The sequence below is a fragment of the Sinomicrobium weinanense genome (assembly GCF_018863395.1).
Lineage (GTDB): Bacteria > Bacteroidota > Bacteroidia > Flavobacteriales > Flavobacteriaceae > Sinomicrobium > Sinomicrobium weinanense.
The window spans coordinates 838,244-863,116 of the sequence record NZ_JAHKRR010000001.1; the positions used below are offsets into that span (position 1 = coordinate 838,244).

A 24,873-nucleotide genomic window follows, 5' to 3' on the forward strand; every position below is an offset into this window, starting at 1 on the left:
AAACCTCTTATCCTAAGCACAGTCGAAGGGCTGAACTTTCCCATTCCCTTCCAGCCATTTCCTGGCATTCACAAAGGCCTCTATCCACGGAGAAACTTCATCGTTCCTGTCATTCGGATAGTATGCCCAGTTCCACGGAAATATGGAACGCTCAAAGTGTGGCATGGCCACCAGGTGCCTGCCATCGTCAGAAACCATCATGGCTGTGTTGTAATCCGAACCGTTCGGGTTGGCCGGATAGCCTTCGTAAGCAAATTTGGCCACGATGTTATAACGGGACGCTTCGTACGGAAAACTGAATTTGCCTTCCCCGTGTGCAGACCATATTCCCAGCCTGGTGCCGGCAAGGGAGCCGAGCATTACCGAATTGTTCGGTTGTATTTCCACAGCCGAGAAGGTACATTCGAATTTACGGGACTCGTTGTGCAGCATTTTCGGTTTTTGTTCATGCCCGGGGTTTATCAGCCCCAGTTCAACAAATAGCTGGCAGCCGTTACAGACCCCGAGAGAGAGCGTGTCTTCCCGTTTAAAGAAATTTTCGAGGGCTGTTCTTGCCTTTTCATTGTAGAGGAATGCTCCGGCCCACCCTTTGGCAGAACCGAGGACGTCAGAGTTGGAAAATCCTCCCACGGCACCGATAAAACGAATATCCTCGAGGGTTTCCCTTCCGGAGATCAGATCGGTCATATGTACGTCCTTAACATCAAACCCGGCCATATACATGGCATTGGCCATCTCGCGTTCGGAATTGCTCCCTTTTTCCCTGAGGATGGCGGCCTTTGGTCTTCCTTTTGTTTCGTTAAGAGGTTGAATAACAGGGCGTTTCCCGGTAAATGAAGCGGGAAAATCATATTTTAAAGGCTGCTTCTTATAATTGTCAAAACGCTGCTCCGCCTTTTCTTCCCCGCTCTGTTTTTTATCGAGCAGGAAAGAGGTTTTGTACCAGGTGTCTCTCAGGCTGCTTATGCTGAACGAGAAATTGTCGCTGTTGTTTTTCAGTTGCAGGCGGTCGCCCTCCACGACGTTTCCGATACGGAAAAACTCGATGCCGTTTTCGGTAAGAAAGTCTTCTGCTTCGGAAGAAACGGCCTGGAACACTATACCTGCATTTTCATTGAACAGTAGTTTTACAGAATCGGGTTCTCCCAGGGCGGTAAGGTCCAACTGTGCTCCCAGGTTATTGTCCGCAAAACACATTTCGAGAAGCGTGGTAATAAGCCCGCCGCTTCCCACATCGTGGCCGGCCGCTATTTTGCGGTCTTTAATAAGCTGCTGTACCGTATCAAACGCCTTTTTGAAATAACCTGCATCCTGAATGGTAGGGGCCTCGCTACCTATTTTATTGCGGACCTGTGCAAAAGACGATCCGCCGAGTTTAAATTTGTCAGCAGAAAGGTTTATGTAATAGATACTTCCACTGTTTCGTTGCAATACGGGCTCAACGATGCCTGTAATATCATTACAGTTTCCGGCTGCGGAGATGATAACGGTCCCCGGGGCGATGACCTCTTCGTCGGGATATTTTTGTTTCATGGAAAGGGAATCCTTGCCCGTAGGGATGTTTATCCCGAGTGCAATGGCAAAATCCGAGCATCCTTTTACGGCTTCGTAAAGCCGGGCATCTTCACCTTCGTTTTTACAGGGCCACATCCAGTTGGCGGAGAGGGATACACTTTTTAAACCATCTTTAAGCGGCGCCCATACCAGGTTGGTCAGTGCTTCGGCAATACTGTTCCGGCTTCCGGCCACAGGGTCGATCAGGGCAGAGACGGGGGAGTGGCCGATGGACGTGGCTACTCCTTCCCGGCCCTGGTAATCCAGGGCCATGACCCCACAATTGTTCAGGGGCAGTTGCAGGGGGCCGGTGCATTGTTGTTTGGCAACACGTCCGCTAACACAACGGTCTACTTTGTTGGTCAGCCAGTCTTTACAGGCCACGGCTTCCAGTTGCAATACCTGTCGGAGGTAGTCTTCCAGATGATTGGTATCGTATTCCGGATCGGCGTATTTAATCGGTACCGTTTTGTCTTTCATAATGGTTTTCGGGGAACTGCCGAACATGTCCTCCAGTTCAAGGTCCATGGGTTTCAGTCCGTTGGAGGAGGATTCGAAAGTAAAGCGATCGTCGCCTGTAACGTCCCCTACCTGGTACATGGGTGAACGCTCCCTTTCGGCTATACGGCGCAGTGTATCAACATCTTTTTCCCCGATGACCAATCCCATACGTTCCTGCGATTCATTCCCTATGATCTCTTTGGCGGAGAGTGTGGGATCGCCGATGGGAAGTTTGTCCAGGTCTATTTTTCCACCGGTTTCTTCCACCAGTTCTGAAAGACAGTTCAGATGTCCCCCAGCACCGTGATCGTGAATAGAGACGATGGTATTGACCTCGTTTTCCACCATACCTCGAACGGCATTGGCGGCCCGTTTTTGCATTTCAGGGTTGGAGCGTTGGATGGCATTGAGTTCGATGCCGCTGCTGAATTCCCCGGTATCTGCCGAAGAAACGGCGGCGCCTCCCATACCTATGCGATAGTTGTCCCCGCCTAGTATCACTATTTTATCCCCTTTTTTCGGAGTTTGTTTTTTGGATTGGTCCGCTTTGCCGTAACCGATACCTCCGGCCAGCATAATAACCTTGTCAAATCCCAGTTTACGGGCATTTTCCTGGTGCTCGAAGGTGAGAAGGGACCCCGTAATGAGGGGCTGTCCGAACTTATTGCCAAAATCGGAGGCTCCGTTAGAGGCTTTGATAAGGATGTCCATCGGGGTTTGGTAGAGCCATTTCCTTTCGGGCATTCCGTTTTCCCATGGACGGTTTTCTTCAAGGCGGGAATAAGAGGTCATATAAACAGCTGTACCTGCAAGTGGCAGTGAACCCTGCCCGCCGGCCAGCCTGTCGCGGATCTCACCTCCCGATCCGGTTGCAGCACCGTTGAACGGTTCTACCGTGGTGGGGAAGTTATGTGTTTCCGCCTTGAGCGAGATCACCGATTCGAAATCCCTGATCTCGTAAAAATCGGGCTTATCAGCGGTTTTAGGTGCAAATTGCTGTATTTTAGGGCCTTTTATAAAGGCTACATTGTCTTTATAAGCGGAAACAATATCGTTAGGGTTCTCTTCGGAAGTCTTTCTGATTAGCTTGAACAGCGATACGGGTTTTTCTTCCCCGTCTATAACAAAAGTGCCGTTGAATATCTTGTGGCGGCAGTGTTCTGAATTTACCTGTGAAAAACCAAATACTTCAGAATCTGTAAGTTTCCTGCCCAGTCTGGCAGCGAGTTTTTCGAGGTATTCTATTTCCTCTTCATTCAGTGCCAGGCCTTCCTTTTGGTTGTAAGCAGCGATATCGTTTATTTCGATGACGGGCTCGGGCTGTATGTTTATAGTGAATATATCCTGGTCGAGCCCGTTGTATTTCTGGGAAAGCATGGGGTCGAAATCTGTAAAATCTTCCGGAACCCTTTGAAATTCCTCTATCCTGGTTATACCGGAGATCCCCATATTCTGGGTAATCTCCACCGCATTAGTGCTCCAGGGTGTGATCATTGTGGCCCTCGGGCCAACAAAAAAGGCGTCGAGAGACGCCACTTCGAGGCTCGGCTCACCGCCAAACAGCCACGTTAATTTCGAATTATCTTCTTTAGAAAGTTCTTTGTCGGTCTGAACTGCAAAAACCTTGTGGTCTGGGTTTCCGAAGAAAAGGATCATCATGTTGTTGAATTAATGCCTGTTTATACTGTTTGGTAGTATCGTTGTTTAAAGCTGCAAATTTAATTATTTATTTAGATCATTCCCTCTGGTTTCAGGGTTATTTTAGAACGGTTTTATAAAAAGGTAAATGAAAAAAACAGTGAAATGGCTAAGGGGAGAAGGAAGTTTTTATACTTAATGCAGAAGGTTTATTTTCTGCCTTTCCAAATTTGTGGGTTCCTTGAAGTGTTGAATATGGCTCTTATCGTAACTTCTTTCCGTTTTTTGTCAATAGTGAAGTGTATCATGTAGGGGTATTTTTTTATAGGGAGGCAAGTGCGTAGTATCATAACGAACCTGGAAGAAAGGATTTTTCTTTAACGCGATTAAATGTTTATTCAGAACAGCTTCAAATTTCTCTCCAAGTCCGGGTTGTTGTTCGTCATAATAGTCAATGGCTTCCTGAATATCCTGAATGGCCACAGGTTCTACAATGACAGAATAAGCCATTATTACGATTTATTTTTAAAAGTGAACTGTTTACGGGCTTCTTCCCAGGGAATTAAGTTCTCAGGTTTGGAATTTTTAATCCGTTCTCTGACAATGGCCTTGTGCTCTTCTGAGATTTCAATATCATCAGCCACCTGAATGCCCAGCTGCCTGATCAATTCCATAAAAAAAGAGAACTTTTTATCCGGTATTTTAAGTGTTATTTCCCTCATGAGATATTGCTTTTCTACAAATATACGAATTGCTTTGTGATTTTGGTTCTAAAAGTCAGGTAGGGGTAGCTGATCGAATTTAAATAATGGTTATCAGTGAGTAACACATTTTATTTCCACCCCGTAAAGCTGTTCGAATATTTCGGCGACCATCCCGGCCTCCCTTTTTCTGACGGTAATGGTGATCCTGCAATCCAGTTCCAGCTTTTGGTCTGCAATGTTCAGGTTCTTCTCCTTGATGATCCGCATCACCTTGTTCATGTCCTTGTACTCAAAGGCAAGTTCATATTTTACGTCGATCGTTCTTTCTTCAATGTCTGCGGCTTCCAAAGCCATTTGTGCGGCATTGCGGTAGGCATTGATGAGTCCGCCCACACCGAGTTTCACCCCGCCGAAATAGCGGACCACGACAATAAGCACATTCGTTACGTCAAAAGATTGTATTTGCCCATAGATAGGCATTCCGGCAGAGTTGTTGGGTTCCCCGTCGTCATTGGCGCGAAACCGGGGGTTTTCCATGCCCAGTTGCCAGGCATAGCACCAGTGCCGGGCTGAATGGTGTTTTTTTTTCAGGGATTCCAGGTGATCCCTGATCTCTTCTTCTGTGGTTACCGGGTAGGCATAGCCGTAAAATTTACTGTTCCTGTCCTTGAAGAGTACTTCAGGAGAAGCCCCGGTTATGGTTTTGTAGGTGTCTTTTTCTGTCAATCGTCCTGGTTTTCTTGTTTTATGATATTTAACAGGTTGCCCTTAATGTTTTTCTTTAAGAATGGCCGCCCTGTGATCCCGGGAGCACGGGTACCGCCATTGAGCCGTACATTTCCCCGGAATACCCGGGCTTCGTCCCACAGGCCTTCTTCTATAAAGGTGCGGAGTGTTTGTGCCCCGCCTTCTACAATGACGCTCTGAAGTTGGTGCCGGTAGAGTACCTCACAAACCTGCCGGGCAATATCTCCGGAAAAATCAATGGGTTCGATATAAATGTTTTCTTCCTGTGGTGCCTCCTTTCCGGTTATAAACAAGGTTTTTACACTTTTGTCCCAAACGGCAAAATCTTTCGGGCTGCGCAGGTTTTTATCCAGCACTACCCGCACCGGGGACTTTCCGGTCCAGTCTCTTGTGTCCAGTTTCGGATTGTCTTCCACGACTGTATTGGTCCCCACCAAAATGGCCTGTTCCTCACTTCGCCATTTATGCACCAACTGGCGGGAATAAGGGTTGCTTACCCATACCGGTGCCGTCTTTTCCTTTTGAGAGGGACTGATATATCCATCGGCACTCTCAGCCCATTTTAATATGATATAGGGCCGTTTTTTGTTGTGGAAGGTGAAAAAACGCTTATTCAATTCGAGACACTCTTTTTCGAGAACCCCCACAACTACATTACAACCGGCCTCCATGAGCTTTTTTACACCTCTTCCTGCAACGGCGTCGAAAGGGTCGATAGTGCCGATGATCACATTTTTAATGCCTGATGAGATGATGAGATCACTGCATGGCGGGGTCTTTCCGTGGTGACTGCACGGCTCCAGGCTTACATAGATCGTGGACTCTGCCAGCAGGGATGTATGGGTAACGGACCTGATTGCGTGGACTTCTGCATGGGGCTCACCTGCTTTCCGGTGCCAGCCCTCCCCGATAATGGTATCATTATGAACCACAATGCTTCCTACCAGCGGGTTCGGATAGGTGGTCCCCAGTCCATTTTTGGCTAACTGGATGCAGCGTTTTAGGTATTTTTCATGTATATTCACGTGCTCAAAATTCTTGTTTTTGCGAAGGAACAAAATTGGTTCCAGCTAACAAAAATAACATAATAAAGAGGACCCGCCGTAATATGAAACAGTAAGTTGTAAAAAAACTAAACGGGAAACAATATAACCTGAAAGCTGCGCGGGAATTATACAAAAAGAAAGGATTTTATTATCTGGATGCATCCCAGGGAACTACCGGATATTGTTCCGGCCCCAAATGGATGCCCAAAGACCTGAAATAAACAGATTGCGATTTTGAGATTAAAGGAAATTCAACATATTTTTCAGTCGGAACTGAAAGAAATATACGATGAAAAGGAGATCGATACGCTGTTTTTCCGGCTGACCGGGGATTTTTGCGGTATCTCAAGGCTCACTTTAGCTTTACAACCAGAAATAACCTTGACCAGGGAAGAAGAACAACCGCTATTCGAGGCTCTCGCACGCCTGAAAGAACATAAGCCGGTTCAGCAGATCCTGGGGAAAGCTGATTTTTACGGTCTTGAATTCAAGGTTGATGAACACGTATTAATACCACGGCCCGAAACCGAGGAGCTGGTAGCCTGGATATGTAAAGACCATGAAAAGGAAAAAGGAAAGGGCCTTACCCTGCTCGATATAGGTACGGGCAGCGGTTGTATTGCAGTTTCCCTTGCCGTGCATTTACCGTTGGCCAGAGTGGCAGCGCTGGATGTTTCTAAAAAAGCGCTGGCCATTGCAAAAGAGAATGCAAGCAGACACAAAGCGCATGTGGGTTTTATACATCTCGATATTTTAGCCGTAGAAGATATACCTATATCAAGACTTGATATAATAGTATCTAACCCTCCTTATATTAGGAATTTAGAGAAGTCAGAAATAAAAAATAATGTATTGCTGCACGAACCTCACCGGGCTTTGTTTGTAGAAGATACAGCACCACTTGTTTTTTACGAAAAAATAGCCCGGCTGGCCTGGGAAAAACTACAAAAAGGAGGGAAGCTGTATTTCGAGATCAATCAGTATTTAGGTAAAGAAACGGTTGATATGTTAAAAGGTAAAGGATTTAAAAATATCGAATTACGAAAAGATCTGTCAGGTAATGACCGGATGATAAAAGCAACAAAAAAGTAGCCCCATAGGGGCGCCCTGTTTATAGAACGTTTATTATATAATCACATAAAAATCAAGCTCCATGGGAGCGCCCTGTAAACATGCCTAATACCTATTCACAAATCTACATTCAAATCGTTTTTGCCGTAAGAGGCCGGCAAAACCTTATTTCAAAACATCACAGAGAAGAATTACATCAATATATAACGGGTATTGTACAGAAAAGAGGACAAAAAATGTTGTCTATATTTGCGATGCCTGATCATATTCATATATTGGTAGGCCTTAAGCCAGGAATTGCCATTTCAGATCTGGTAAGGGATATAAAGGCGGGATCATCCAAATTTATAAACGACAATCGGTGGATCAGGGGAAAATTCCATTGGCAGGAAGGTTTTGGGGCTTTTTCGTATTCTCTTAGCCAGATAGATCGGGTTATAAAATATATTCAAAACCAGGAAGAACATCATGGAAAGAGATCGTTTAAAGAAGAATACCTGGATTTTTTGGAAAAATTTAAAATTGAATACGATACCAAATACCTGTTTGATTGGATAGAATAAACAGGGCACCCCTAACGGGGTTGAATATGATTTTTACATACATTTTCTATAAACAGGGCACCCCTAACGGGGTTGAATACGATTTTCACATACATTTTTTATAAACAGAGCACCCCTAACGGGGTTGTATTATGCATAAAACAGATTATAAATTATGAATCCCGCTCAAAAACAAATAGAGGAACTCAGGGCAGAGCTCACAAAACACAATTACAACTATTATGTATTGGATAATCCCACCATATCCGATTATGAATTTGACATGAAACTGAAGGAACTCCAGCAACTGGAGGCCAAACATCCGGAATATTACGACGCTTTGTCGCCAACTGTTCGTGTGGGAGGGATGATCACCAAGAATTTCGAGACCGTGGTGCACGACTATCGCATGTATTCGCTGGATAATTCCTATTCCAGGGAAGAACTGGAGGAATGGGAGAAGCGGATATTGCGGATTCTGGGAGATGTTAAGGTGGAATTTGTCTGTGAACTCAAATATGACGGGGCTTCTATGAGTCTTACTTATGAGAACGGGGAACTGGCCCGTGCCGTGACCAGGGGCGACGGTTTTCAGGGAGACGATGTTACCAATAACGTAAGGACCATACGCTCGGTACCGCTACGATTAAAGGGCGACTATCCTGAAAAATTCGATATCCGGGGAGAGATCATCCTGCCCCGTGATGGTTTTGCCAAAATGAACCAGGAACGAGTAGAGGCCGGGGAAGATCCGTATATGAACCCCAGGAACACGGCTTCCGGAAGCCTGAAATTACAGGACAATTCGGAAGTGGCTAAACGGCCGCTGGACTGTTTGCCATACAGTATCGTCGGGGATAACCTGAATTTCTCCACCCAGTTCGAGGGATTGGAAAAAGCCCGGGACTGGGGTTTCAAGGTCCCTTCGGTGGCCAGGCTATGTCAGAGTACGCAGGAGGTCATGGATTTTGTGAATTACTGGGATGTACACCGCCATGAACTTCCGTATGAAACGGATGGTGTTGTGGTTAAGGTCAACAGCATAGCCCATCAGGAGGAACTGGGATACACTGCCAAAGCCCCGCGTTGGGCAATGGCGTATAAATTCAAGGCAGAACAGGTTTCTACCACATTGAACAGTATATCCTATCAGGTGGGAAGGACCGGGGCTATCACTCCTGTCGCCAACCTGGAACCTGTACTGCTTGCCGGAACTACGGTAAAACGGGCCTCCCTGCACAATGCAGACCAGATCGGGAAGCTCGACATCCGGGTAGGAGATACTGTGTTTGTCGAAAAAGGAGGAGAGATCATCCCCAAGATCATCCGGGTAGATTTTACGCAGCGTAAACCGGATTCGACACCTACATCATACGTAACCCATTGCCCTGAATGTGATACAGAACTTATCCGAAGGGAAGGAGAAGCACAACACTACTGCCCTAATTATTACGGTTGTCCGCCGCAGATCACCGGACGTATACAGCATTTTATTTCCCGTAAAGCCATGGACATTGAAGGCCTGGGGGGCGAAACCGTGGAGCTCCTCTACAAGGAAGGGTTAATAGAAAACTATGCCGACCTTTATCTCCTTAAAAAAGAACAGATCGTTCCGCTGGAGCGTATGGCTGAAAAAAGTGCCGAAAACCTGGTGGCCGGGGTAGAAAAATCGAAAGAGATCCCATTTGAGCGGGTATTGTATGCCCTGGGAATCCGTTTTGTAGGGGAAACTGTGGCCAAAAAACTGGCCAGGGCCTATACTTCTGTTGAAGCACTAAAAGATGCTACGCTCGAAGACCTGGTTACGGTAGACGAAATCGGTGTAAAAATAGCGGAAAGTGTGGTAGAATTTTTCCGGAACGAAAACAATGTGGATATCGTGGAACGGCTTCGGTCCTATGGCGTACAGATGGAGATTGCCCCGGAAAAACTGCAAAATCAAAGCGATAAATTAAAGGGACTGACTTTCGTAGTGTCCGGAGTATTTGAAACCCTGTCCAGGAATGACCTTAAAAAACATATCGAGGACAACGGCGGGAAGGTAGCTTCTTCCATATCTTCCAAAACCAGCTATGTCGTAGCCGGGGATAATATGGGCCCCAGCAAAAGGGATAAAGCCGAAAAACTCAATATTCCCATTATTTCCGAACACGAATTTTTGGAAATGCTGTAAAAGATGATAAGGTGATTTGTAGAGATTTGTGGTGACTTATGGCGATTCGTAGAAATTTGTTGAATGATGTGTCACTAAAAAACTTTACAAATCACCATAAGGACCTATAAAAACATTTTATTCGTTGACGGTTTTATTTTTCATTTCCCGCTTTTTCCGCATCTTCATATTCAAAAATTCCACAAGCAGGGAGAAGGCTATCGCGAAGTACAGGTAGCCTTTTGGAATAGCTCCTATTTCCTGGTCAAACACTTTGGTATGCGACAGGTGTGCGGCTTCTGCAATAAGCATAAAACCGATCAGGATAAGAAAGGCCAGGGCCAGTAATTGCACGGACGGATGCTGGTTGATAAATTTGCGGATAGGGTTGGCAAATGTCATCATAATCACAATGGAGACTACCACGGCAATGATCATCAGTATCAGGGCATCACCGGGTTTATTGCCAATACCATTGGTCATCCCCACAGCAGTGAGAATGGAGTCTATGGAAAAGATAAAATCAATGATCACGATCTGGGTGATGGCTTTGGACAACGAGCTTATCTTTTTGGATTTCAATTCTTCCTCACCGTGTTCCGGCATATCCACTTTTTCGTGTATTTCCGATGTACTTTTATACAGCAGAAAAAGGCCTCCTACAAACAAAATAATACCCTGTCCGCTGATCCCCATGGAGAGCCATGATGTGTCTATATGATAAAAAGGTGCTTTGAGGCCCACGAGAAACGATATGGCAAACAACAGGAGTATCCGTTGTAGCATAGCCAGGAAGAGTCCCCAATTGGTGGCTTTTCGCTGTTGGTTTTCCGGTAACTTGTTAGCGGTTATGGATATAAAAACAATATTGTCTATCCCGAGAACGATCTCGAGGAACGTAAGTGTAAGCAGGGCAATCCAAGCGTCGGGTGAAGAAAGGATCTCAAACATGGACTAATTGACTTTTATTGCGGTTCCCCGCTGTTTATTTTTATTGTCTCCAACAATGGAATATTCGAAAGTATAGGAATCCTGGTCCGTGGTGAGTATTCTAACCTGTACGGCCTTCCGCTCCCTGATGGAGTTTGGGTGTAGCTTTCGCATAACAAACTCGCAATCATTCACCCAGTTCACAGAAGAGGTGTCGATATGTTCACCGATATAATCGATGTTGATGGAATCATTTCGCACAAACCTGGATTTCACTTCTTTTCCATCCAGGGTATAAGTAAATTCAAAGGTGCCTGTTTTGAAATCTTTGCAATTGCGTTCGGCCTGATAACAGGAAACCAAAAGAATAACCAAAGACAGACAGGCGATCTTGATAAATAATTTCACGGATATACGGTAATTTTTGTGATACGATACAAACAAAGATACATATTTATAACACACAACAAATTGATGTCAGGGAACATTTTCTGAGCCCTTTTTTAGAAATGATACGGAATTTTAGTTTTCGTTCCTGTATTCCTTGAAAGTACCGTCTTTATAAAAGAAAACGATGCGTTCCAGTTCGGCATTACCCTGCTGGAAGCTGGTGTTTTCGGGTACAGAAAGTGTTTTGCCCGGACCGGAAAAGAGGTCGGGAGAAGGACCGGCCTTTGTTTCTTTTGGTGTTTTTTGTTTTTCTGACGGGAAAACCCCTTTGCCGTTCAATAACCAGTAGAGCTCCACCTCGGGAAAAGTCTGCAATATTTTCAGCACAAAATCCAGGCTCGGTTTGTTTCTTCCGGAAAGTATGTGAGATATGGACGAGCGTTGTACCCCGATCCTGTCGGCAAAGGAGGAAGCGCTCAGGCCGTAATAATCCAGCACCTCCTGAAGTCTTTTGCTAAAATCTTCAATGTTTACCATTGTAAACAGGGTTAATGAAAGAGTGTGAGTTACAAATGTAAACAAGATAGCTTAGAATAGCAAATTTCAAGCTAATATAAGTTGATTTATCTTTTAGTTATTGTTTATATTAAATATTATAAATAATTGAATAGATGGTAATTAAATATAAGATATAAATTTCAGGCAATTTGATGCTTCTCTTAGGCGTCCATAGTGTGTTACAAAGGATGTACCTGTTTAAATATGTAAACATAAAGCAATCAATTCGCTGTTTACAAATGTGAAATTACAAATGTTTACTTTTGTAACCTTATAAAATCAACCTGATGGAATTAGCGCAGTGGCACGACAATAACCGGGAAAGAAATGTAAACAACAGGTATATTATTCTCGACGATATAGAACCCCTTTTAAAAAAATATAGAACCCTGGGGGAACTTTCGATAGCAGGATATTCGGTAGAAGATCGTCCTATATATCTTTTTAAAACAGGAAGAGGCCCCAAAAAGGTGTTGATGTGGTCGCAAATGCACGGCAATGAATCCACAACGACCAAGGCTGTTATGGATCTTCTGGCATTGCTGGATCAGGGAGGGGAAGTGGCTTCAGCTATACTCGACCACTGTACCATATATATAATACCCATGCTGAACCCGGACGGGGCAAGGGCTTATACCCGGGTAAATGCCAACGGGACGGACCTGAACAGGGATGCTGCAAAACTCAGCCAGCCGGAGAGTCTTACACTCAGGCATGTATTTGATACCGTTTTGCCCGATTTTTGCTTTAACCTGCACGATCAGCGTACCATTTTCAACACGGGGAATGCGGCAAAACCGGCTACATTGTCTTTTTTATCGCCTGCAACCGACGAAGAACGGAATATAACCCTCCCCAGGAAAAAGAGCATGGAGATCATTGCGGTCATAAACAATGCCGTTCAAAAGTTTATCCCGGGACAGGTGGGGAGGTACGACGATACTTTTAATATAAATTGTGTGGGCGACAGTTTTCAGTCGCTCGGAGTGCCCACCCTGTTGTTCGAGTCCGGACATTTCCCGGAAGACTATGCCAGGGACATCACCCGGAAATATGTGTTTTACGCCCTGGTCACCGCCCTTCAGTATATTGCCGAAAATGAAGTGGACGGAACAGGTTTTAACGCTTATTTTGATATTCCGGAGAACAATAAACTCTTTTTCGATATATTAATACGTCGTTTTCCGTTCAAAGAAGGAGGGAAGATACAATATAAGGATATAGGTATATTATATAAGGAAGAACCCGGGGATTCCAAAATCGAATTTGTGCCCTATGTCTCAGAAACCGGTGATTTACAAGGGTTTTACGGTCATAAGGAATTTGATGCAGACGATCTGGAAGCCGACCCCATAGAAGAAAAAAGATTAAAAACAAGTGAATTACTTAAATTATTCATTTAAATTAACCCTTTCTTAACAAAATATCCAAACATTTACGTGTATATATTGAATATTTTTCATTTTTTTGCATTTTAATATTCTGTGTTAAACAAAGCAAGTGTAAATTTATTTAGTTTAAAGTAAGATTAATATGGCAAAGTTTAGATTAGACGAAGTAGATCACCAGATTTTAGATATGCTTATTGACAATACGCGTACACCGTTTACCGATATAGCAAAAAAATTGCTGATCTCCGCGGGTACCGTTCACGTAAGGGTTAAGAAAATGGAAGAGGCCGGTATCATTAGGGGTTCTTCACTTACCCTTGACTATGTAAAGCTCGGGTATTCTTTTATAGCATACGTAGGTATATTCCTGGAAAAGACGCACCAGACGAAATTCGTTATCGAGCGTCTCAATGAGATCCCGAATATTACTGTGGCTCATGTCACCACGGGTAAATTTAATATTTTCTGTAAAGTAAGGGCCAAAGATACCAAGCACGCCAAAGACATTATCTTCCGTGTCGATGATATCGACGGAGTGGCAAGGACAGAGACCATGATCTCCCTGGAAGAAAGTATCAACGATAAAAAACGCCTGATGCACTCCATTTTTAACGAAATGTAAAATTTTTGTTTATAACAAGCTAAAGAACCCTTTCCAGTGCTGTATTGGAAAGGGTTTTTTGTATCTTCGGGCAAAGAAAAAAGAAGAGTATTTATGTTGAGAAAACCTAAAATTGAACGTTTTAACGAAAGTGTATTGTCCAAATATCAGATATACAACAGTATACTGATGACCCTGCCTTTTGATGAAATAACCAATACAGGGGTTTTATTGCCCTTATTCAGTGAAATTTGTGAGAAAGGGTATGACGAGAACAAGAATCCGTCCGAGATCGTGGAGGCTTTCTTTTCCAAGTTTTATGACAATCCCGATGAAGAGGAAAAGAACGACCTGCTTTTTCGTTTTATCCAGTACATAGAGCGGCAGGTAGTATTGTTCGATGCCATTGAAGACGCCGCTTTTCCTGTTGTGAACAATATGGATGGGCGGGGGACCCTGAGAAGCATCAAAGAAGAAGCCGAAGGAAAGAACAAGACGGCAGCGCTACGCGAATTTCTTCAAAGGTTCAAGGTAAGGCCCGTGCTCACTGCGCATCCTACACAATTCTATCCCGGCCCGGTGCTGGGGATCATTACCGATCTTACCAGGGCCATACGCAATAACGACCTGGCCCTGATTGAAAAATTATTGGCCCAGCTGGGGAAAACCCCGTTCTTTAAAAAGGAAAAGCCCACACCGTATGACGAGGCCGTAAGCCTTATCTGGTTCCTGGAAAATGTGTTTTATCATGCCGTAAGTAAGATATACAACTATATACAGAACAATATCTTCGAAGAGGTTGAGCTCAACAACCAGATCGTCAACCTGGGCTTCTGGCCGGGAGGTGACCGTGACGGGAACCCTTTTGTCAACAGCGAAACCACCCTGAGAGTGGCTGAAAGGCTGCGTATTACCGTATTGAAAAATTATTACAGGGACATCCGGAGACTCAAACGCAGGATCACATTTAAGGTCGTGGACAAACTGATGGCCGACCTGGAACAAAAAGTATACGAAAGTATTTATATCCACACGCAAAAACCGACCATAACGGCAGAGGAAATGCTTGCTACCCTTCAGGAAATAAAGAATATCCTTGTCAACGAACACCAGTCGCTTTTTGTGGAAGAGATAAACGACCTTATAAACAAGGTGAAAATATTCGGATTTTATTTTGCCTCGCTCGATATCCGCCAGGACTCACGTGTGCATCATACTGTCATTTCCGACATTATCCGTGAATCCAGGACACTCGGACTGGATATTTTCCCCGACAATTATGAAAGCCTGTCCGATAAGGAACAGGTCGAAGTGCTTGGAAAGGTCAACGGAAAACTGAACCCGGAACTCTTTAAAGAAGAGATCACCCGGTCTACCCTCGAATCCATTTACGCCATTAAGGAGATCCAGAAGAGCAATGGCGAACTGGGAGCCAACCGTTATATCATCAGTAACAACGGTAGCGAGCTCAACGTCATGGAAACTTTTGCCATGATACGCCTGTGCGACTGGAAAACCCCGACCCTGGATGTGGTTCCGCTGTTTGAAACCGTAGATGATCTGCAAATCGCCGATAAGGTTATGGAAAACCTTTACACAGACAAGGTCTATGCCGAACACCTGAAAAAACGGGGCAACAAACAGACCATCATGCTCGGTTTCTCGGATGGTACAAAAGATGGCGGGTACCTTATGGCCAACTGGAGTATCTATAAGGCCAAGGAAGTACTTACCGAAGTGTCCAGGAAATACGGTATTAAAGTGGTATTCTTCGACGGCCGGGGAGGACCACCCGCCAGAGGAGGCGGAAAAACCCACCAGTTCTATGCTTCACTCGGACCTACGATAGAAAACGAAGAAGTACAGCTCACCGTACAGGGGCAGACGATCAGCTCTAATTTCGGTACGCTGGATTCCTGCCAGTACAACCTGGAACAGCTACTCAGCTCCGGGGTGGTGAATGAAGTGTTTGCCGATGAAGACAGTATTCTCCGTGACGAAGATAAAAAGACCATGGAGGAACTGGCCGATATCAGCTATGACACTTATGTGGAATTTAAAAAACACCCTAAATTCCTGCCATACCTGGAAGAGATGAGTACGCTGAAATATTATGCCAAGACCAATATTGGCAGCCGTCCGTCTAAACGGGGAAAATCAGATAAACTCGATTTTTCTGCCTTGAGGGCCATACCCTTTGTAGGTAGCTGGAGCCAGCTAAAGCAAAATGTACCCGGATTTTATGGCGTGGGTACAGCCATAGCACAACTGGAGAAAAAAGGAGAGTTCGAAAAGGTACGATCATTATATAGAAATTCCGCATTTTTCCGTACACTTCTGGAAAACAGTATGATGAGCCTTACCAAGTCATTCTTTAAGTTAACAGCTTATATGAAAGACGACCCGGTATATGGCGAATTCTGGAGCATCATTTACGAGGAGTACCTGCTCAGCAAGGAAATGATACTCAAAGTGACCGGAGATAAAAGCCTGATGCAAAATACCAGGTCCGGAAAGGCATCCATAGAAATACGGGAAAAGATCGTATTGCCATTGCTCACCATACAGCAATATGCACTGCGTAAAATACAGGAATTGCGAAAAGAAGGAAAAGTTGATACGAAGCAACTCGACATTTACGAAAAAATGGTAATGCGTTCACTCTTCGGTAATATCAACGCCAGCAGAAATTCCGCCTAGGCCGGAATGAAGCGGGGAATATATAGGGGGGCCACGGATACACCAATTACATTTTATTGGTGTATCCGTGGCCTGTTTATTTTAAGGGCTTTGCATAAAAACACTCCGGTCACTTGCTAATTGAGCGAGTCATTTACATCTTATAGGTTCGGCACTTTAACGCTACCGCCGATCCAGCAATTGAATTTAATGGTTTTTCCGGCCATATTAGAACTGAAAATGTCCTGTCTGCTCGGTGCCCGGCCTTCATAGCCGGCGACGGCCTGTGCAGCCCTGCTCTTCAGAGACGGGTCTACCTGGCCGGCCTTTCTGGCCATTTCGGCCGCTTTCCAGTAAATGGCCCTTTTCTCAAAGGTAGTACTTCCACACTCGTTGGCGCTGTTGGCATACAGGTTGGCGAGGATCAGGTAGGGGGTACCGTTGGCAGGATTTAACTTCAGGGCCTGTTGCGAATAGTTCCGTGCCGCAGATTTCTGCCCGCGTTTACTGACCTTGGATGCTATATAGGTTAGCCTTTGGGATTTTTTTAAAGGATCGGCTTCCAGGTCTATGGATTGTTTATAAAACTCCAGGGATTTGGAGGAATTTCCCTGTTCTTCATATAAAGAGCCCAGGTATAGTTTGGAACTTGCAGAAGGTTCTATTTTATCCAGGGCCTCAACGAGTTTAACAAAAACGGCATCTGAAGTACACCCTTTTTCATCCATTTTTCCTGCGGCGCTCTTCAGCCAGGCAGCATCGTTTTTGTGAGCTTCGAAATTTTTCTGGTAAAGAGGAATAAGGTTATCACAATCCGCCAGTTTTCCGAGTTTGGTATCGATACTGCCACTTATTTTCTCATAGTTCTCCCCGTTCTGACGGGCGGCGGCCAGTATTTTTTTCTCTTTGCTCTTCAGGGTACCGGCATCTTCCCCGGGGACATATTTTACAATGGTCTCCGCAAGCTCCTGGTTTTCAGTAGCGATCTTTTCCGTAACGTCGTCATAGACGTCAAAAACCTCCTGAAGGTCTTTTTTTCCCGCAGCCTGCAGATCGACCAGGGTGGAGAAGTAAAGGTACAGGGCCTTGGGGTTTTTAAAGTCGTCCTTGTTTTTTTTGAAAGCCTTGTCCAAAAGATTGTAGATCTCCTCGTCCGAACCCAGCTTATAATCGTTTTTCATCAGGGCCATATCGATAAGGCTACCTACTTCAGTATAATGGTCAGGGAAATTTTTCGGGGCGGTTTCGTAAAGTTCTGTCAGCATTTTAATATACATCTCCTTGTTGGCCGGGTCCTTTTTTATTTTGTGCTGTAAGATCCGTTCCCCATAATGATAAGTGGCCCAATGCAGTTTAGGACAATTTTCATAGACCATCTTCCAGGGGTCATAAGCAGCGTCATAATCCTTTTTCTTGGCATGCTGATCAAAGATGGAGAGGTTTTGCGGACATTCCGGATTCTGCACCTGTTGCCCTGAAGCAACAAAGATAAAGCCCAGAACGGCGGCCCATACGGAGATTTGCTTTTTCATGATCTGTGTTTGTTGGTTAACCATTAACGTACTGCCTAACAAACTTATAAAAACAAAAGTTGCTTAAAAGTACATCTACTAAATTACAAAAAATCTTAGTAGCAGTTTAAATTTTGTTTACGGAAGATTAATCCTGAACATTTCAATCTCATTCAATCTCCCGGCGTAGCCGTATCAATTTCCTATCAATCTTTTAACGGCAACCAAAGGCGTTTCCGGGATCTTTTTTGTTATTTCGTAGCCCATCGTAATCCGGAAACTCAGCCAGTCATGGAACAAAATAAAATAACAACGCCAGACAATACCGGAGAGATAGTTCCTTTTTTTAGTTCTGCACTATTCCCGGAAACAGCTTCCGGATACAATCTTACAGAATTAAAAATGAGGTGGATAACTTATTTTTTCTGCTCCTTTTTTTCGGGAATTTGGTATATTTACGTAGCCCTTTCTTTCTAACCGCATAAAAAGGACCAGGCTAAACTCACCTTTTGAGACCGATAGAAACATGGTAAAGGACGGTTACGTTATACAAAACCCGGGAATAAATTATCGGGCATAGCTTTCTATAAATAACACAATAAGTAAAACACCATGAAAAAAATCATTGTGATCATGACGTTAATTGGGGCCCTTCAAACGACTGTAGCACAAGGCTTAGCTCTTGTTGAATATGCCGATGACACTCAAAAGCTGAACGGGCTGGTTACTGGTAATTCCGGGAAAAAATCTCCGGGGGTTTTAGTGCTTCCCGCCTGGATGGGAATTGACAATGAGGCCAGAACGGCTGCGTTAAACCTTGAAAAAGAAGGCTACATCGCATTTGTTGCGGATATTTACGGAGAAGGGAATGTCCCTGCCAACAGGAGCGAGGCCGGAAAAATAGCAACAGCATTTAAAACCGATTATGCCTTATACCAAAAACGTATTCAACTGGCGTTAGATCAACTTCAAAAAGCAGGTGCTGACCCGGACAAACTGGCTGTCATAGGGTATTGCTTCGGCGGCACAGGGGCCCTGGAAGCTGCTCGGGGCAACCTGCCGGTATCGGGTGCGGTTTCCATACACGGCGGACTGGGCAAGGATGCCACCCGGGCCAATGTGGCCTTAAAACCAAAAATACTGGTTCTTCACGGAGCTGATGATGCCTCGGCCAGCGAACAGATCTTAAAGGACTTCCGGACCGAACTCGATGAAGGAAAAGCCGACTGGCAGATGATCTATTATGCCAACAGTAAACACACATTTACCAACCCCGAATCGCCGGACTATAATGAGATCATGTCCAAACGCTCATGGCGGCATACCTTGATGTTTTTACAGGAATTATTTGATGATTAACTTCTTTTTAAGACACGGAAATATTTGAATTTCATAACTTACTGCTTGAATTTTATAATAAAATATTTCGATAGCATCCTTAAATTAACCAAAAAAACAAACATGACTAATTTTAACCTTACGATTAACGGAAAGACCCGGCAGGTCGATGTCGATCCTTCTACCCCCATGCTTTGGGTGCTCAGGGACCATCTCGGGCTGGTGGGAACCAAATTCGGTTGCGGCATTGCCCAATGCGGAGCATGTACCATTCATCTCGATGAAATGGCGGTCCGTTCGTGCCAGATCCCCGTCTCGGCCGTCGGAGAAAAGAAGATCACTACCATCGAAGGCTTGTCTGAAGAGGGCGACCATCCCGTACAGAAGGCATGGCTCGAACAGGATGTGCCCCAGTGCGGATACTGCCAGGCCGGACAGATCATGACCGCCGCTGCACTTTTAAAAGAAAACCCTCATCCCACAGATGAGGAAATAGAAACAGCGATGAACGGTAACATTTGTCGTTGTGGCACCTATACCAGGATTAAAGCAGCAGTTAAAGCGGCCTCGGATTCATAGCCATCCGGAGATCCGGAAAAGGGAATTCTACTCATCACCACAAAAACATTCAAAAATGACAATCATTAAAACAACATACAACAGGCGTTCTTTCCTGAAAAGTACGGCATTGGCAGGAGGCGGTATGATGCTCGGTTTTAGCTGGTTCGTGTCCTGCAAACCGAGTCCCGAACAGGTATCCAACATGCCCAGGGAATGGTTTGAGATCAACGGCTTCCTGAAAATAGGGGAGAACGGAATGGTCACTATCATGTCGCCCAACCCTGAAATAGGGCAGAACGTAAAGACTTCCATGCCCATGATCGTCGCCGAAGAGCTCGATGCGGACTGGAAAAAAGTCATCGTGGAACAGGCGCCGCTCAACACCTCCATATTTACCCGTCAACTGGCAGGAGGGAGCCAATCGATCCGGCAGGGCTGGGACGGCCTCCGTATGGCCGGGGCTACGGCAAGGCAGATGCTGGTAGCAGCAGCAGCCAGGGCATGGGAAGTGCCCGCAGAAGAGATCACTACGGACAACGGTACCTTGCATCACAAAAACAGTGGAAAATCGGCAGGTTATGGCGAAATGGCTTCGGCCGCTACTGAGATCCCCGTACCGGAAGAAGTAAAACTGAAGGACTCCAAAGATTTTAAGATCATAGGGACATCCCGAAAGAATGTCGACGGCAAGAAGATCGTCACGGGGAAACCGCTGTACGGACTGGATTACCACAAAGAAGGAATGCTCATTGCCATGATCGCGCACCCGCCTGCTTTCGGCCTGAAGCTAAAATCGGTAGACGATGCCGAAGCAAAAGCCATGCCGGGGATCAAAGATGTTCTAACCATAAAAACCTATAAAGACGATTATGTAAGAAGTATGTTCGATGCCGATGCTTTCCAGGAATTGGTGGTGGTTGTCGGTAACACCACCTGGGAAGTTATGAACGCCAAAAAAGCACTGAAACTGGAATGGGAACCCTTTAAAGGGTATGAAGAAGCCTTTAAGACGTACTCGGGTGACGACACATTTTCCAAAAAAATGCCGGGCGGATTGGAAAACACCGGTGTCCATATGGAAAAAATGGACAAGTTTCCGGCCAAACAGTTAAAGGTGGCCCGTAAAGACGGTGACCCGGAAGCGGCTTTCAAAAAAGCCGCAAAAGTCATCGAACGCAGCTATACTGCTCCTTTCCTGGCACATAACACTATGGAACCGATGAACTTTTTTGCCCACGTAACGGAAGATAAGGCCGAGCTTGCGGGGCCGGTACAAACCCCGGAGTTCATGGAGCAGTCTGTGGCCGCCCGGATCGGTCTTCCGCTGGACAAGATCGATATACAAATGACCCGTCAGGGTGGTGGTTTCGGACGACGCCTTTACGGACATTTTGTTGTAGAGGCCGCCGTGATCTCCCAGGAGATAAAAGCCCCGGTTAAACTGATCTATACGCGCGAAGACGATATGACTTTCGGAAATTACCGCCCGTCGTATCACGCCACCTACCGGGCTGCCCTGGATGCCGACAATAAGCTCATTGCATTTCATGTAAGGGCAGGAGGGATACCCGAGAGCCCGCTCTTTGCCAACAGGTTCCCGGCAGGTGCCATAGACAACTATCTCGCCGAGTCCTGGGAGATGGAGTCAAATATTACCGTAGGTGCTTTTCGTGCCCCGCGTTCCAACTTTATAGCTGGTGTGGAGCAGGCCTTCCTGGACGAGGTGGCAGAGACCATGGAAAAGGACCCCATTGATTTCCGCCTGGAACTTTTAAAACGGGCCACTTCAGATCCGGTAGGGGAAAATAATGATTACGATGCCAGCCGTTATGCAGGTGTTTTAGAACTGGTCAGGGAAAAATCGAACTGGAAAACGGAGAACAATACCGGTGTGCACAGGGGTGTTTCGGCTTACTTCTGTCATAATTCATATGTGGCCAATGTTCTGGAAATGGTCATGAAAAACAACAAGCCCGAGGTCCGGAAAGTATATTGTGCCGTAGACTGTGGTATCGTGGTCAACCCGATAGCGGCCATCAACCTCGTCGAAGGAGGTACCGTAGACGGAATAGGACATGCCATGTACAGCCAGTTGACCTTTAAGGACGGCAAACCGGAACAACGCAATTTCGACCGCTACCGGCTTATCAGGCATGAAGAAGCTCCAAAAGCCATAGAAGTTCACTTCGTAGAAAGCGATGAACATCCTTCCGGCCTCGGAGAGCCACCTTTTCCGCCCATCATGGGAGCCCTGGCCAATGCCCTGTACAAAGCTACCGGACAGCGCCATTATCACCAGCCGTTTATTGCAGAAAAACCGGTGATCGGGTAGTGATGGGGTTTAAAGTTCAAGGTTTAAGGTTGCAGGTTGTAGATTGATCTAAACCTGCAACCTGCAACTTGTAACCTGCAACTTGTAACTTGTAACTTGTAACCTGTAATTGGCAACCGCCCTTTAATTCCAAAAATTATTTTAACCTAAAAACATAGATGACCTTTCAGAACCCGGTTTTGTTTTTTTTCTGTGCCCTGGGGGTTTTTAACGGATTTCTTGTAAGCCTGTATTTTCTGTTTTTCTCCCGTCAAAAACGGGTTCAGAACTTTTTTTTCGGCTTGTTGATGCTTATGCTCAGTTTGCGTATAGGAAAATCCTTATATGCCCTTTTTGTTGAACCCCCGAACCTGTTATATATCCAGATCGGGCTTTCTGCATGTTTCCTGATCGGGGTTTCCCTGTATTTTTACCTGAAATCCTCGGTAGAGAACACTAAAAAGGTCCCGGTTTCCTGGAAGGTTCACTATGCGGTTTTAGTGATCCTTATCCTCGGTATCGGCATAGTTAAGCCTCTTGCGACCGATGAAAAAGAGTTCTGGGACAATTATCTGGCATTGTTCATTTATATCGTCTGGGGAATTTATTTGCTTCTTTCGGGCTTTGTTCTCAGGGATATCATCAAAAAACTCTTTGACAGGAAAGCACAGTGTACCACCCAGGAACTGTGGCTTATAGGGGTATATACGGGGAACGGGCTGATCTTTACGGCTTATGTTATCGGCTACTTCCTGCTCTACCTGGTCGGGACATTGACCTTTTCTTTTGTATTTTATGCATTGCTGTTTTTTCTGTTGTCCAAGAAAAACAGGGATACGGTCTTCCGGGATATCCCGCAGAAATACGCCTCAAAAAAAATCGAAGACGCCGAGGCCTCGGCCCTGGTGCAGGCCCTGCACAAAACAATGCTGAGCGAAGAATTGTACAAGGATCCCAATATTAAATTGGGGCAGGTGGCACGGAAAATAAATATCCCGCCCCATAAACTCTCTCAATTATTGAATGACAACCTGGGAAAAAGTTTTGCCCTGTTTATCAATGAATACCGGATTGAAGAAGCCAAAAAGCTGATCAGGGAAAGTGAGCAGTTCACGCTGGAAGCCATTGGTTTTGAAGCCGGGTTTTCTTCGAGATCTACATTTTACACGGCATTTAAAAAATGTATCGGACAAACCCCTGCCGAGTTTAAAAAGCGGTTTTCCTGATTTTATCCGAATTTATAATTCCGGACCTCTTGTGATGACCGATCATCTCATTTTGTAATAATTTAAATATTTTTGTTTAAATCCCATGATTCACATATGTACAAAATCTGTATTTTATTCCTGCTCCTTTTTACAGGAGGAACTATACAGGAGGAACTATAAAGGCCCAGGACATTATCGTTAAGGATATTGATATCATTCCGATGACTTCGGACACTTTGATAAAAAGACAGAGTGTTTTGATCCGGGAAGGAAAGATCAAACAGGTCGATAAGTTCTCGAAAATCAAAAAAAACAAGCGGACAAGGGTCATTAACGGAAAGGATAAATTTTTAATGCCAGGCCTGGCCGATATGCATGTCCATATGCCCGAACTTGAAAAGATTGATACCCTTTTACTCATGAATATTGCAGCCGGGGTAACACATATCAGGGTCATGAACAGCAAAGTACCTCAAAAGGAGATAAAAGAAAGAATAGCTTCAGGACAATTGGAAAGCCCAAAAATTTATTACAGTCATATTATAAAACGAGATGAGACCTATTCAGGGCCGGAAGCAGACAGCCTGATGGTTACGATCAAAAATCAAGATATCAGCTTTATCAAACTATTTAGCCTATCTGACGAATCCACTTTTGACAATCTTGTAAGGTCTGCCCAAAAATATAATATTACAATTTGCGGGCATTATCCGACTTACCAGAATGAGGGTAAGACCGTTATGGTTGAAATGGAAAAAGTGCTCAAAAACAAGTATAAAAGTATTGAACACCTGGCGGGATATAACGGATTTGAAACTAATGAACAATTACAGGAAGCGGTTCTGTTAACCAAAAAATATCAGGTGTATAATTGCCCAACACTCGACTGGGACATCATGGCTTATGATTTACAATACCCCGAGCTTTATAAAAAGCGGCTGACCTACCGGATGCTTCCTTCAAAATATATACAAAAATGGGAAAGCAGGTATGCTGAAGCAATTGATAAAGCGGGCGGGAGTGACAAAGTAACTGTTGCCAGGGATAAATACAAAGAACAATTTAAAAGGAAACAGTATATTCTTAAAAAGCTCTATGAAAATGATTGCATACTTCTAATCGGAGGAGATGCCGGGAACCATTTTCAGGCGGACGGGTTTAATGTATACGAAGAAATGATAAACTGGAGCCGGATAGGGGTAGACAATTATACCATACTCAAATCGGCCACCACAAATCCTGCAATGTTTTTTAATAAAAACGGCCAATGGGGAACTGTTGAAACCGGTAAAGACGCAGACCTTGTTATCCTTGCTAAAAATCCGCTTGAAAATATAGAAAATATAGCTACGATTACAGTAACCATTACTAACGGCAAAGTTTTTCATCAAAAAAAGCTGCTCGAAAAAATTATACGATAGGAAGTACAGGACATCCATA

20 protein-coding genes are annotated in these 24,873 nt (G+C 44.8%); 11 read left to right on the top strand and 9 right to left on the bottom strand.

Features of this window, described 5'->3' with window-relative positions; genetic code table 11:
- Positions 1 to 12 precede the first annotated feature (12 nt).
- The 5 genes from purL to ribD all read right to left on the bottom strand — a co-directional run bounded on the left by purL (position 13) and on the right by ribD (position 6,169).
- Entirely contained in the window at positions 13 to 3,711 is a 3,699-nt protein-coding gene (gene purL / locus KN811_RS03670; RefSeq protein ID WP_187967553.1) for a phosphoribosylformylglycinamidine synthase, read from the bottom strand.
- Between the two features lie 270 nt (positions 3,712 to 3,981).
- On the bottom strand, positions 3,982 to 4,203 hold the full coding sequence (locus KN811_RS03675; protein WP_187967550.1) for a hypothetical protein: 222 nt from the start codon (positions 4,201 to 4,203) through the stop codon (positions 3,982 to 3,984).
- 2 nt (positions 4,204 to 4,205) lie between these two features.
- Positions 4,206 to 4,415, bottom strand: coding sequence for a hypothetical protein (locus KN811_RS03680; protein ID WP_187967549.1), 210 nt, complete (start codon positions 4,413 to 4,415; stop codon positions 4,206 to 4,208).
- A gap of 93 nt (positions 4,416 to 4,508) precedes the next feature.
- The gene (locus KN811_RS03685; protein ID WP_187967548.1) at positions 4,509 to 5,123 is read right to left on the bottom strand and encodes an IMPACT family protein; all 615 of its coding nucleotides are present in this window, start codon (positions 5,121 to 5,123) and stop codon (positions 4,509 to 4,511) included.
- Entirely contained in the window at positions 5,120 to 6,169 is a 1,050-nt protein-coding gene (gene ribD, locus KN811_RS03690; protein WP_216334665.1) for a bifunctional diaminohydroxyphosphoribosylaminopyrimidine deaminase/5-amino-6-(5-phosphoribosylamino)uracil reductase RibD, read from the bottom strand. The genes KN811_RS03685 and ribD overlap by 4 nt, the downstream gene beginning before the upstream one ends.
- 255 nt (positions 6,170 to 6,424) lie before the next feature.
- Between ribD and prmC the strand changes: the two genes are divergently transcribed.
- From prmC to ligA, 3 genes are all read left to right on the top strand, one after another.
- The gene (gene prmC / locus KN811_RS03695) at positions 6,425 to 7,282 is read left to right on the top strand and encodes a peptide chain release factor N(5)-glutamine methyltransferase (RefSeq protein WP_187967476.1); all 858 of its coding nucleotides are present in this window, start codon (positions 6,425 to 6,427) and stop codon (positions 7,280 to 7,282) included.
- An 80-nt stretch (positions 7,283 to 7,362) separates the two neighbouring features.
- Positions 7,363 to 7,824, top strand: a complete 462-nt coding sequence (gene tnpA, locus KN811_RS03700) for an IS200/IS605 family transposase (RefSeq protein WP_187967475.1) — start codon at positions 7,363 to 7,365, stop codon at positions 7,822 to 7,824.
- A 154-nt stretch (positions 7,825 to 7,978) separates the two neighbouring features.
- Positions 7,979 to 9,976: an NAD-dependent DNA ligase LigA gene (ligA, locus tag KN811_RS03705; protein ID WP_187967474.1), complete on the top strand. Its 1,998-nt coding sequence runs from the start codon at positions 7,979 to 7,981 to the stop codon at positions 9,974 to 9,976.
- A 117-nt stretch (positions 9,977 to 10,093) separates the two neighbouring features.
- Here ligA and KN811_RS03710 read toward each other — a convergent pair whose 3' ends face one another.
- From KN811_RS03710 to KN811_RS03720, 3 genes are all read right to left on the bottom strand, one after another.
- A complete protein-coding gene (locus KN811_RS03710) occupies positions 10,094 to 10,906 on the bottom strand; it encodes a TerC family protein (protein WP_187967473.1) in 813 nt (270 codons plus the stop codon).
- Positions 10,907 to 10,909: 3 nt separating this feature from the next.
- Positions 10,910 to 11,293, bottom strand: a complete 384-nt coding sequence (locus KN811_RS03715) for a hypothetical protein (protein WP_187967472.1) — start codon at positions 11,291 to 11,293, stop codon at positions 10,910 to 10,912.
- Between the two features lie 114 nt (positions 11,294 to 11,407).
- A complete protein-coding gene (locus tag KN811_RS03720; RefSeq protein ID WP_187967471.1) occupies positions 11,408 to 11,812 on the bottom strand; it encodes a helix-turn-helix transcriptional regulator in 405 nt (134 codons plus the stop codon).
- Positions 11,813 to 12,120: 308 nt separating this feature from the next.
- Between KN811_RS03720 and KN811_RS03725 the strand changes: the two genes are divergently transcribed.
- From KN811_RS03725 to KN811_RS03735, 3 genes are all read left to right on the top strand, one after another.
- The gene (locus KN811_RS03725) at positions 12,121 to 13,236 is read left to right on the top strand and encodes a M14 family metallopeptidase (protein WP_187967470.1); all 1,116 of its coding nucleotides are present in this window, start codon (positions 12,121 to 12,123) and stop codon (positions 13,234 to 13,236) included.
- A gap of 130 nt (positions 13,237 to 13,366) precedes the next feature.
- Positions 13,367 to 13,846, top strand: coding sequence for an Lrp/AsnC family transcriptional regulator (locus KN811_RS03730; RefSeq protein ID WP_187967469.1), 480 nt, complete (start codon positions 13,367 to 13,369; stop codon positions 13,844 to 13,846).
- A 93-nt stretch (positions 13,847 to 13,939) separates the two neighbouring features.
- Entirely contained in the window at positions 13,940 to 16,525 is a 2,586-nt protein-coding gene (locus tag KN811_RS03735; RefSeq protein WP_187967468.1) for a phosphoenolpyruvate carboxylase, read from the top strand.
- 140 nt (positions 16,526 to 16,665) lie between these two features.
- Here KN811_RS03735 and KN811_RS03740 read toward each other — a convergent pair whose 3' ends face one another.
- Entirely contained in the window at positions 16,666 to 18,036 is a 1,371-nt protein-coding gene (locus KN811_RS03740) for a tetratricopeptide repeat protein (RefSeq protein WP_187967467.1), read from the bottom strand.
- A gap of 591 nt (positions 18,037 to 18,627) precedes the next feature.
- Between KN811_RS03740 and KN811_RS03745 the strand changes: the two genes are divergently transcribed.
- From KN811_RS03745 to KN811_RS03765, 5 genes are all read left to right on the top strand, one after another.
- Positions 18,628 to 19,374: a dienelactone hydrolase family protein gene (locus KN811_RS03745; RefSeq protein ID WP_187967466.1), complete on the top strand. Its 747-nt coding sequence runs from the start codon at positions 18,628 to 18,630 to the stop codon at positions 19,372 to 19,374.
- Between the two features lie 102 nt (positions 19,375 to 19,476).
- Positions 19,477 to 19,932, top strand: a complete 456-nt coding sequence (locus KN811_RS03750) for a (2Fe-2S)-binding protein (protein WP_216334666.1) — start codon at positions 19,477 to 19,479, stop codon at positions 19,930 to 19,932.
- A 55-nt stretch (positions 19,933 to 19,987) separates the two neighbouring features.
- The gene (locus tag KN811_RS03755) at positions 19,988 to 22,246 is read left to right on the top strand and encodes a xanthine dehydrogenase family protein molybdopterin-binding subunit (RefSeq protein ID WP_187967767.1); all 2,259 of its coding nucleotides are present in this window, start codon (positions 19,988 to 19,990) and stop codon (positions 22,244 to 22,246) included.
- A 158-nt stretch (positions 22,247 to 22,404) separates the two neighbouring features.
- Positions 22,405 to 23,451: a helix-turn-helix domain-containing protein gene (locus KN811_RS03760; RefSeq protein ID WP_216334667.1), complete on the top strand. Its 1,047-nt coding sequence runs from the start codon at positions 22,405 to 22,407 to the stop codon at positions 23,449 to 23,451.
- A 203-nt stretch (positions 23,452 to 23,654) separates the two neighbouring features.
- Entirely contained in the window at positions 23,655 to 24,854 is a 1,200-nt protein-coding gene (locus KN811_RS03765; protein ID WP_187967200.1) for an amidohydrolase family protein, read from the top strand.
- Positions 24,855 to 24,873: the final 19 nt, after the last annotated feature.